Here is an 11,681-nt window from a genome sequence, read left to right as displayed (position 1 = left end):
TCGAAGAAGTTATCCTGTACGCCAACCCGTTCGATTCCAAGTACATCTTCCCAAATCTGTGCGAGCTTCATCTCGGTGTCGTTGGCAGGGGCCTCATATATATTGGAAACCAATGAACTCGCTGAAGGCGCAGGAAGAGATTTTCGATCCATTTTACCGTTGGGAGTCATGGGTATATGGTCTAGCTGTATAAAATAAGTAGGAATCATATGCATTGGTAATTCCATTTCCATGTAAGCCTTCAGTTCAGCCAATACTATCTCTTCAACCGCCACGAAGTATGCACAAAGATGTTTGTGGTTTTCTTTTCCCGTTTCTACCACAATGGCTTCTTTCACATCCTCATGCTTCAATAGCCGTGCTTCTATTTCCCCGAGTTCAACCCTCATGCCTCTGATCTTGACTTGATGGTCAACCCTGCCCAAGAACTCTAATGTCCCCTCTGGTAGCCATTTCACTATATCTCCAGTTCGATACAATTTACCTTCACACAATTCGGGAATATCTATAAACTTCTGCGCAGTGATTTCTGGCTGATTGAAGTAGCCATCAGCTACACCAATCCCCCCAATATAGAGTTCTCCCAACGCTCCAGTCGGAACCATTTTCATAAATTCATCGAGAATAAATACTTTCATATTATGAATCGGTTTACCAATAGGCACCGTTGTGAGTTGATCGATCTGAGCATGATCAATGGTGTAAGACGTAGTAATGTCTGTACATTCTGTCGGACCATACGTGTTAATGATCTGAGCATGGTAGTGAGTAGATTTAGCCCAATGCTTTAATGGACTTAAATTAATGGGTTCCCCGCCTAAGAAAATACACCTTAATGACTGTAATCTATTAAATTGTGAATCCTCATTAACATCTATGAGAGGATTGAATGCGCTTGGGGTACAGTTCATTAATGTGATCCCTTGCTTTTCAATCGTACTGGACATTTCCTCGTAATCGTATATCCCTGGTGTAAAAAGGCAAAGCTTGCCGCCGCTTACTAAGCTGGCGTAGAGATTTTTCTGGGCTAAATCAAAACTGATCGGCGCTATGAGTAATGTATGATCTTTTGATGTTATATTGGAGTCTGATACGAACCAATGAATCAAATTCGTAAACGCATCCGCTCTAACTTTAACGCCTTTGGGTTTACCTGTTGAGCCCGAAGTATACAATACATACATAAGGCGTTTGGGATGATAAGACAGTTGAAGGTTTTCTTCATTCAACCCTTCCTGACGGACAATCTCTTCCACTGCAATCATCTCTTTTTGTTCTTGCCGCAACTTTTCCATTAAACTTTCTTGTGTTAGTAGAATATTCGTATTGGAGTTATCCATGAGATAACGAATTCGCTCTTCCGGGTAATCCGGATCAATTGGAACATACGCTGCACCTGCTTTGAGTATCCCCATAATGCCTATGACCATTTCAAAGGAACGCTCAGCCATGATAGCAACGAGCGTATTCTCGCCAACACCCTTGTTCTTCAGATACCTCGCTATTTTATTAGCCTTGCGATTCAATGCTTCGTAAGTGAGTTCACATCCTTTAAATACAAGGGCAATATCCTCAGGCGTTCTTGCTACTTGTTCCTCGAATAGCTCATAGACTGTTCTATCTAGGGCATACGATACGCTTGTGTCATTGTAATCAAACTGCATTCGTTGCTTCTCATCCTCCATAAGCATATCGACATCCGATAGGCGTCGATCCGGATTGCTTATGACCTGAGACAGTACACGTACAAAATGCCTGCCCATGCGCTCCATCGTTTCTTTCTTAAATATTTGAGTACAATACTCTAATTCGAAAGAAATTCCCTGATCTGTTTCTTGTGCATAGAGCGTTAAATCAAATTTAGATTCGCCACTGTCGAATGGAACGGGTGATAGCTTAAGTCCTTCAATTTCGCAGATTTCAATAGATTTGTTTTGCAGCACGAACATCGTATCAAACAACGGATTGCGGCTCATGTCTCTCGGAATATCAAGATTCTCCACTAGAGCTTCAAATGGGTAATCTTGATTTTCGAAGCATTGTAGCGCGTTCTGTTTCACTTCATCCATGAACATGTTGAAAGTCTTGCTTCCAATTGGTTTATTCCTCATGCCAAGTGTGTTTACGAACATTCCAATGACACGATGAAGATCCTCGTGTAACCTGCCTGCAACAGGTGAACCAACAACGATGTCCTCCTGTCCGGTATATTTTGAGAGCACGACGTTATATACTGCAAGCAGAACCATGTATAACGTTGCTCCCGTTTCGTTCATGAATTGCTTCAACTTCCTATTGCATTCATGATCTACAGCAAAATATATTCTACTTCCTTCAAAACTTTGAACAGAAGGCCGTGGATAATCCAAGGGCATGCTCAAAATAGGGATTTCATCATTAAATTGGTTCAACCAAAACGTTTCCTGCAATTTAATCTTTTCATTATACTGATTTTGCTCGTTTTGCCATGCAGCAAAATCCTTGTACTGTATTCGCAACGGGGAGAGCAGATTGCCACTGCCCTCATAATATCGAGCAAATTCCTCCATCAGTATACCGAGGGATGAACCATCCGATATGATATGGTGCATATCAACGATGAGGTAATAACTAGCTTCACCTAGGTTAATTAGGCCTACTCTCAGCAACGGTCCTTCGCTTAATTGAAACGGCTGTGTAAACGCCTGCAGCATATGGGCTAGGGAATCTTCATTTCCGTCAAATACGCTGATTCTAAAGTCAACGTGTTCATGTATTCGCTGATAAATTTCACCATTTATCATATGAAATGTTGTTCTCAATGCTTCATGACGCCTGATTAACTGATGAAATGCCTGTTCAAGCTGCTGAATGTCGAGAACACCGTCGAGTTTCATCACACCCGAAATATTGTAAGCCGTTCCTTGGTCCAATTGGTTCAATACGTAAATTCTCTTTTGAACAGAGGAAATCGGATAGTAGTCACGTTTTTCTAAGGGTGGTATGGAGATAAAATGGTTCTTCTGCGCTTGATAAATCACAGTAGCAAGCTCTTTAATTGTAGGGAATTTAAAAATTTCACTTAACGGCACCACTGTATCCCATTCCCTATGAATTCGGGTTGCTAGAATCGTCGCTTTAAGTGAATGTCCACCGAGTTCAAAAAAATTATGATCGACGCCTACACGTTCTATATTTAAGATGTCACACCATATATGCACTAATTTTTCTTCCATTTCATTTTGCGGCGCAGTCCACTCCGCTTCGACGGGGAGATGAGTCTCCGGTTGAGGTAGAGCCTTTCTATCAACTTTTCCATTTGGATTCAGCGGCATACTGTCTAGCGGGATGATATAAGTAGGGATCATATACTCCGGAAGTGTAAGCCTCAAATGTGTTCGGACTTCGCGTACACGCAGTTCATTACTGGATACGATATACGCACAAAGATACTGACCGAAGGATTCGTCACCTTTTGCCATGACCAATGCCTCTTGAATGAACTTATGTTCTAACAGTCGGCTTTCCACTTCTCTCGTTTCTATACGATGACCCCGAATTTTAACTTGGTTATCGATCCTACTGAGAAATTGTATATTTCCATCCGGTAGCCATCTAGCCAAGTCTCCTGTCTTATACATCCTATCTCCGTCCATGAACGGATTCGAAATAAACTTTTCATCTGTTAATCCCTCTTGTCCAAGATACCCTCTAGCCAAGCCAGCACCGCCTATACATAACTCCCCCGGTACTCCAACAGGTTGCAACTTATGATGGCTATTCATGATATAAGCTTTAAAATTCTGGAGAGGCCGACCGATTGGCATATTGAAGCTTTCTTGAAGCCCTTCTACCGCATATCTGGTTGCATAAATGGTCGCCTCTGTCGGTCCATATATATTGTTCAGACTTACATTCTGAATCAAGCCATAACACTTATTAGCTGTTTCGCTAGTAAGTGCTTCTCCTGCTGCAAAAATATAGCGTAGTGTAGTCAGATCCCCTAGACATTCCTCATCCAACGTATTGATAAAAATATTGAGCATCGAAGGAACGAAGTTAATATGCGTGATCCCTTTTTCTTTAATAGCCAACCTTATTTGGAATGGGTCTTTTTCGGCTCCGTTTTGAAGAATAACAAGTCTTCCTCCATCCATAAACCAGCCAAATAGCTCTGCAACAGATACATCGAACGTATGGGAGGTTTTTAGAAGAAATGCATCATTTCTCCCTAAAGGATAGTGATCTTGCATAGCCAATATTGTATTCAACAAACTGGCGTTTTCAATCATAACGCCTTTGGGTTTGCCTGTACTTCCAGAAGTGTAAATAATGTATGCAAGGGAATACGGGGACACGACTTCGCTTAAGTTATGTGCCGGCTTACTGTCTAGCACCTCTAGTTTCTCATCAATATCCCAGACTACTCCATCAAACTTAAGCTGTTTCAAGTACTTTTTCCGCGTTAATACATGCTCGCTGCCACTGTCTTTGAGCATAAATGCTATACGTTCGCTGGAATGATTCACATCAAGTGGTAGATATGCTCCCCCTGCTTTATGAATAGCAAAAATGGATATGACCATTTCAATGGATCGATCTAACAGCAACCCAACAATACTTTCAGTTTTAACTCCCGATTCTCTTAACATCCGAGCAAGCTGGTTAGCGCGTGCATTTAACTCCCTATAGCTGAAGATTGTTTCTCCCTCTACTAATGCTGCACGATCTGGCGTTTTCTCAACTTGTTCCTCGAACAATTGAATCATCGTCCGATCCTTCGGATAGACAGACTCCGTGCTGTTCCAAGCATGAACGGCTTTCTTTTCTTCATATCCTAGACAATCAATCTCCGCATATGAATCCTTGTAGTGCTCTACCATTTCCAGCAGTATATGTTTGTAGTGATTTGCCATTTTTTCGATTGTTTCGATAGTGAATTGATCTTGTTTATATTGGAACGTACATGCCAATTGACCGTCTTTCTCCATGATGATAAGGGTTAAATCATAATGCGTTTCTTCTCTCACAGAAACCACTTCTATACCGATTTCAGATACGCTCTCAGCCTGTACGGGATAATTCTCATAGACGAGTAGACTATGGAATAATTCACCTTTCCCCTTAAGCCCACAGTATTCTTTAATATCCGTTAGCGGCGTTGCCTCGTAAGCACTTCTCTCCTTCATGCCCTGTTCAATTTGTTCTACTATTGCAGATACGGATAAGGAATCTTCGAAATGAACATATATCGGTAATGAATTAATAAAAAGCCCGACCATTTGTTCAATTCCGGGCAATTCCGCATTTCTTCCTGACACCGTACTGCCAAAAACGATATGTTCCTGCATACTGTAGCGATTTAATAGGAGCCCCCATCCCGCATGCACCCATCCTGCTAATGTGTGCCGATGTTGTTTACACCACTTTTGCACGTTACTAAGCTCTCGATGATCTAATACAATCGTGTATTTTCCATCCCCATCGCTAGATGACGTTTCTTTAATCCATGCAAGCAGATCATGCACCTGCTCCATATTTTGCAAATAGTTATTCCAAAATTGGTTATTCTTCTGATCCTTCTGTCCCTTAAGCCATTTGATATATTCTTTCCAAGGCGTCGTTTTTGGTGTAATTTCGCTAATGTTCCCAGTTGAAATATTGAGACATTCCTGCTTGAAAGCGTGCATTAGAATCCCGCTGCTCCAACCATCCCATAAAATATGGTGATACGTTAGAATCAAATATTTGCACTCCGTTGTACAATACAGACGTATTCGAACAGGAACCTTGGATAGGTCAACTCCATCTTTTAATTCGCTTTCCATCATGTGTTCCAGTGAATCATTTCCATCCAAGCCCCCGTAGCTAATTTGGAAAGGGTTATGTTGCTTTTTATAGATGATCTGAACCGGTTCTTTTAGTTTCTCCCATTTAAAAACCGAACGCAGAATATCATATCTCTTCTCCAAGCGGCTCCATGCCTGCTCGATCTCTCGTTCTGAAAGTTTCCCTGTGATTCGTATTGTTGTTTGTTCCAAATACACTTCGGAATCAGCGTTCATTTGATAATGGAAAAGCATGCCCTTCTGAATAGGAGTGAGTGCCAGAATATCCTGAATATTATCCTTTTGAAGTATCTTTTGTTTGCTCAAGCATAACCATTCCCTTTTTTAAAATTTTAAACAAATTTATTTAACTTGTTCTCCGTTTGGTGAAGGATTGCTAGCAAATCAGAATATTGATCCGCAGAAGACCTCATTCTAAAATACAGACTTCTGAGAAAGTTTTTCACATTCACACGAATCACAAATTGGCTCCGGCTTCGCGGTAATGCCATGCATTGACTCAAATTCTCGATCCACTTCATCACACGACTAGAAGCAAATCTATTTGCCCTGATTATTCGTTGAACAATGCAGGCCAGTCGCTCGTCTTCCTCATCTTGGAATATATACCTTCCATTAGACAATACCTTTTGAATGGCAAATAAAGCTTCCTTATACACTTCATCCGTGCATTCTTCACATTGGACAAGCTCGTCCAAGGCATCTGCCCCATGAGCTGCACCATGAGCCCAGCCGTTATCATAGGTAAACCCTCTTAAGTCCTTCTCTTCCGTTAAATAACGAATCAATACATCCTTAACATGTAGAACCTCGTGTCTATCTAGGAACGGCTTATGTCTGTGTCGACATATAATTTGAGCTACAATAAGTACAGAAAATGTTCTCGTATAAACAGAATTATCCCCGTCAGCTCCTAACCGATAGAAGAGGTGGTCGGAATTAATCACGAGCGATAACAGTTTAAGAAGCTCCTTTTCCTCAAACAAATTCTTTTCCATAATCCAACTGCATAAAGTAGAATAAATTAAGTCATCACGCAATTCAGGATCTGGATCCCCTATATATTCGATCATGAGCAATGCGTAATCCCATACATTTTCCTTATCATAAAGCTCATTTTCTTCCTGCTGGATTCTTCTTAAGTTCAATAACAAAAGTTCTCGCTTATTATCCAATGCATTCTTCACTCGCTTTCATAACGGATTATTCATACAGGGATCGCTTCTATGGATTTAATTTTTTTATAACAATTATATTAATCGTATCGGAATTCTGTGTTATATAGAAATGCCCCCTAGAACCTGAATGAATCCACAACTGCCCGTTGTTACATCGCTCCAAGCATGAATGCTTCGAATATCGATAGATTTCTCTTCACCAAAAATAATCGTTATATGTTGGTCAATTTTTCCCTTCGTCTCCGTAAATATAAATTCCTCACTCAATTAAAATCAGATTTGAGAATAGAAGAAAAACCTCCATCAATTCCGGGTGTTATACTACCTCTTTCGGGGTGTCGTTCATCCGTTCAACCTCTTGAAGGAATTCCTCGTCTGGGAGTCTATGCAGGATTTTATCTTGATTTCGTCGATGAGGTGCCGCTGCGGCAGAAATAAACACATGTTTAGGTCAAATATCAACATACCTGCGGAACAACTCAAACGCCATTATTCCACCCAGACTATGACCAAAAATATAATAGCTATCGCTGTTGTTCAATATAATGGATTGTTTTATGGATACATATATATCATAGATTACCTCATTAAAGTTTTTATACAGTGGTTCATTAAATCTTTTGCCTCTTCCGGAATACTCCATACCTATGATCTTTATCTCATGCCTATGTCGTTTCCATTTATAGTAGATGTGTGAAGATTCGCCTGCATACGGCAGACACAGCAACATTTCTGCGCTCATTTTTCACCCCTTACCTTTGCAAAATTTATACCTTTATGGTGTGATCCGTGTCAATTAACAGGATCCTAACAATTATATGTATATTTCTCCATGCAAATAGATTATGCAAATATTACACTAAAACGATATTTTTTGCAAATAAATCCATGTATATTTTTGGAGTATAATTCTTGTTTATAACATTTTTGTGTCGAAAAACATAGCTTTGTCACACTTCGGACCGCTCAGTTACGTGGGTTCTAACCGCTTTCGTCCTGCCGACTTGCGGCTCGGTTTTCGCTTCACACGCCCGATCCACTGTGCATAGGGCTTCCAAATCAGAGCCTTCGCCACCGCTGGATTTCCAGGAGGGAGTGCTCTACGTTCGCATCCAGTTTGGCCAGCATAAGCAGGCAAAAAGCAATGAGTGTCAGCCAAACCTGGTTGTGCACGGCCTGTTTGCTTGTTCCATAGAAATGCTTGATCTTCAGGTGCTGCTCCATCCATTTGAAGAAGGTCTCAATGGCCCAGCGGTTGCGGTACATCTCACTGATTTCATCACAAGACAGATCGAAACGGTTGGTGAGCAGAATGAGAAAATTGCCCTGTGAATCGGTTGTTTCCATGATGCGAAGCTTGTGCTTCATCCGCTTTTGAGTGGAACCTACCAGCACCTATTCATCCATGGTAACCTTGCTGTCCTCTGGAATTTCAAGCGATTGGAGCGGTTCGATCACCGCATTCTCCTTCAAGCGAGTCACGAAGTATATCCCGTACGATCAATAACGATCGAATGCTTTGTAGTCCAGGTAACCGCGGTCAACACATAGGTGATTCCGGTATCTTCGATAAGGTCATTCATCTGTGTCCGGTCATTTTTCTTGGCTGTCGTAATGTTTGCCTTCTTTGGCAGGACCTCATGAGCATCTGCAAAAGCAAGGCGGAGGTGAAGCTTTATAGCAGCCTTGGTCTTGCGAAAGTCGGCCCACTTGTACCTCCGCAAGCAAAGAGCAACGGTTGTAGAGTAGATAATCCGGAGTGCTTTGTGGTCTGCTATCGAACAGCCATGCCTAGACAAAATCTGCATAGCCAGCCGCTCGAAAACCTTCTGGAGCAGGTGCTGATCCACCTGATTATGCTTGCGGCATAATTGTGCCGGTGAGATCGATTCCAAGCCTAGCATTCCTGTTGAAGTCCCTTACTCAGAACGTCGTCGGCTATCTCTTTCAGCCCTTCCTGCGGCCTATTTCGGCCATTGTATTTCGGACTTTTCCCCTATGAGGTAGCAGTAAACGAGTAGCCGCGGCGCACGTTTTAGATATCTGTATTTCTTCCTGTAGTCTTCGTGTGCCTTTTGTTGTTCTTCTGTGTCATAGTCAAAAAATTAAACTCGTCTGCAACGATCGGCAATTACTTCTTTTCGTTTTTCGGGTATTCGGATTTTATGGTGGAATTATCTCTGTTTAAATGGTTTGATTCGTAGTATACCAAAGGTAAACTACGATTTCTGTTGTGTTTTGTCGATTTTCCAATAAATAGAAATAGTTACTCAGTGGCACTTGACGTCAGATTCCTGTGGTGGATTTTTCCTTTTCATTTTAAAAAAAACACCCGGCAGGATGCGTACCGAGAGAAATACGGCATACACCCAAGCCGGGTAAGGGATTAGAAAATAATATCAATGGCCTCTAGCACATCTTGCTCCTGTTCGGATTGCCCGTTCAGGGAAATATCCTTCAACAGCACCGAAGGCTGTTCGCAAATTTGGGTGATGATTACGAGCAGGTCCTGAGCGAAATTATCGATCAGATTGCGCGTAAACAACTTGGTGGCATATTCAAACTGCCCGTTCATTCCCTCATCCAGCAACGAAATGACCAAGGTAAGATCAAATTGGGAAACCGTATGAGTTTCCGGATAAGATTCGATCTTGATATCCCCGAAGCTTTGAACGTTATCTTCCTTGGTTTCCAGAGCAAACATGACATCGAATACAGGATTGCGGCTTTGATCTCGCGGCGCCTGCAGCTTTTTCACAAGCTCCTCGAACGGATAATCCTGGTGGTCGTAGGCCCCCAGCATCGTTTCTTTGACTTCGTTCAAGTAAGCGAGGAACGTCTTCTCCCCGGACGGATAATGACGAATCGCCAAAGTGTTGACAAACATTCCGATGAGCGGCTCCAGGTCGGCATGTGTGCGGCCCGAAACCGGCATGCCTACAATGAAGTCTTCTTGTCCCGAGTACTTGCTGAGCAGGATTGAATAGGCCGCCAATAACACCATATAAAGGGTAGCACCGTTCTTATCGGCGATGCGCTGCAAGCTGTCGGTCATCTGCTTGTCGATGCTGAAGGGCAGCACATCTCCCTCAAAGCTGCGAGCGGCAGGTCTGACAAAGTCAGTAGGCAGTTCAAGCGTCGGCAGTTCGCCTTCCAGCACTTCCAGCCAGTAGGCTTCCTGACGTTTCAGCCGCTCTTTTACAGGTTCTGACTGCTGCCAAGCGGCGAATTCCTTGTATTGAATCCGAAGCGGCTCCAGAGTCTCACCGTTATACAGGCGCAGCAGCTCTTCGACGAAGATGCCCATCGACATGCCATCCGTGACGATATGATGAATGTCCAGCATGAGCAGCTGCCGTTCCGCTTCCCATTCGACTAAGCCCACACGCAGCAGCGGCGGCCGCTCCAAATCAAAGACGCGCACAAAGCCGTCTACGATGCTCTTCGTTTCACTTTCCGTCGCTTTCGTATACTCGACGGCAAACTTCAAGTCCGGATAAATCCGTTGTACCGGTTCGCCGTCGACCATTTCGAAGCCGGTTCGCAAAATTTCGTGACGAGCTATCAATCCTTTGAGCGCCGCCTCGAATTGATTCCGTTCCAAGCGACCGACGAGAACCGTCATGCCGGACATGTTGTAGCTAAGCTCGGCGCCTTCCATCTGCTGCTGGATGTACAGCCGTTTTTGCACGGAGGAAAGCGGATAGTAATCCCTCTTATCCAGAACCGGAATGGAGAGGTGTTCCTGCCGCTCCAATTGGCTGATCGCCTCGGCCATCGCTTCGATGGTCGAGTGCCGGAACACATCGCGCAGTGGCAGGTCCACACTCAGTTCCTTGTGCACCTTGCTGACTAGCGTCGTCGCCCGCAGGGAGTGCCCGCCGAGGTCGAAGAAGTTGTCCGTCACGCCAATCGTGACCGGTCCGAGCACATCCTGCCAGATGGCGACCAGTTTCGCCTCCAGTTCGGTGCGCGGCGCCACGTATTCGCGGCCTGCGCTTGCTCCCCCTTCCGGCGCCGGCAGCGCCTTCCGGTCGATTTTCCCGTTCGGCGTCAGAGGCAGGCGCTCCAGCTCGACGAAGTACGACGGGATCATGTACCCCGGCAGCTCGCTGGAGATCGCCCGTTTCAGGTCCGCCACCGTCAAGCCTTCTTCCGCTGTATAATAAGCGCACAAAGCTTTCTGACCTTCTTGATCTTCCCTGACGACGACGACCGCTTCCTTCACGCCACCTACACTCAGCAGCTTCGCTTCGACTTCCCCCGTCTCAATCCGGTACCCCCGGATCTTCGCCTGGTTGTCGATCCGGCCGATGAAGTCCACGTTCCCGTCTTCCATCCACCGGGCCAAGTCTCCCGTGCGGTACAACCGCTCGCCCGCGGCGAACGGGCTGTCTACGAACTTCTCTTCCGTCAACTCCGGACGGTTCAAGTACCCGCGCGCCACTCCGACTCCGCCGATAACCAGCTCGCCCAACACCCCGACCGGCACCGGATTCAGATGCGCATCCACGATGTAGAATTTCGCATTCAGCCACGCTTTACCGATCGGCACATTGCCTGTTTGCGGCAGCTTCGCTAGCTCCTCGTCGTAGAAACTGGAGTCGATCGCCGCTTCCGTCACGCCGTATGCGTTGATGATCCGGAACAACGAGCCGAAGCGTTCCTGCAAGGT

At 44.3% G+C, this 11,681-nt stretch carries 6 protein-coding genes; all 6 read right to left on the bottom strand.

The window, feature by feature from the left end:
* A partial coding sequence (locus G9G57_RS25060; RefSeq protein ID WP_164965664.1) for a non-ribosomal peptide synthetase occupies window positions 1-6,134 on the bottom strand: 6,134 nt, incomplete at its 3' end.
* A 26-nt stretch (window positions 6,135-6,160) separates the two neighbouring features.
* Entirely contained in the window at window positions 6,161-6,976 is an 816-nt protein-coding gene (locus G9G57_RS25055) for a DUF2785 domain-containing protein (protein WP_146032329.1), read from the bottom strand.
* Between the two features lie 481 nt (window positions 6,977-7,457).
* Window positions 7,458-7,748, bottom strand: a complete 291-nt coding sequence (locus G9G57_RS25050; RefSeq protein ID WP_164965663.1) for a thioesterase II family protein — start codon at window positions 7,746-7,748, stop codon at window positions 7,458-7,460.
* A 317-nt stretch (window positions 7,749-8,065) separates the two neighbouring features.
* Window positions 8,066-8,401: a transposase gene (locus G9G57_RS25045; RefSeq protein WP_164965662.1), complete on the bottom strand. Its 336-nt coding sequence runs from the start codon at window positions 8,399-8,401 to the stop codon at window positions 8,066-8,068.
* A gap of 83 nt (window positions 8,402-8,484) precedes the next feature.
* Window positions 8,485-8,901 (bottom strand): hypothetical protein, encoded by a 417-nt coding sequence (locus G9G57_RS25040; RefSeq protein ID WP_164965661.1) that lies wholly within the window; start codon window positions 8,899-8,901, stop codon window positions 8,485-8,487.
* Window positions 8,902-9,392: 491 nt separating this feature from the next.
* Window positions 9,393-11,681 (bottom strand): condensation domain-containing protein (locus G9G57_RS25035; protein WP_164965660.1); only part of this gene is annotated, 2,289 nt, incomplete at its 5' end.

It is taken from the genome of Paenibacillus sp. EKM211P (assembly GCF_011066175.1).
Lineage (GTDB): Bacteria > Bacillota > Bacilli > Paenibacillales > Paenibacillaceae > Paenibacillus > Paenibacillus polymyxa.
Note: the sequence above shows the minus strand (reverse complement) of the source record. Positions and strands in the feature narration are given on the sequence as shown.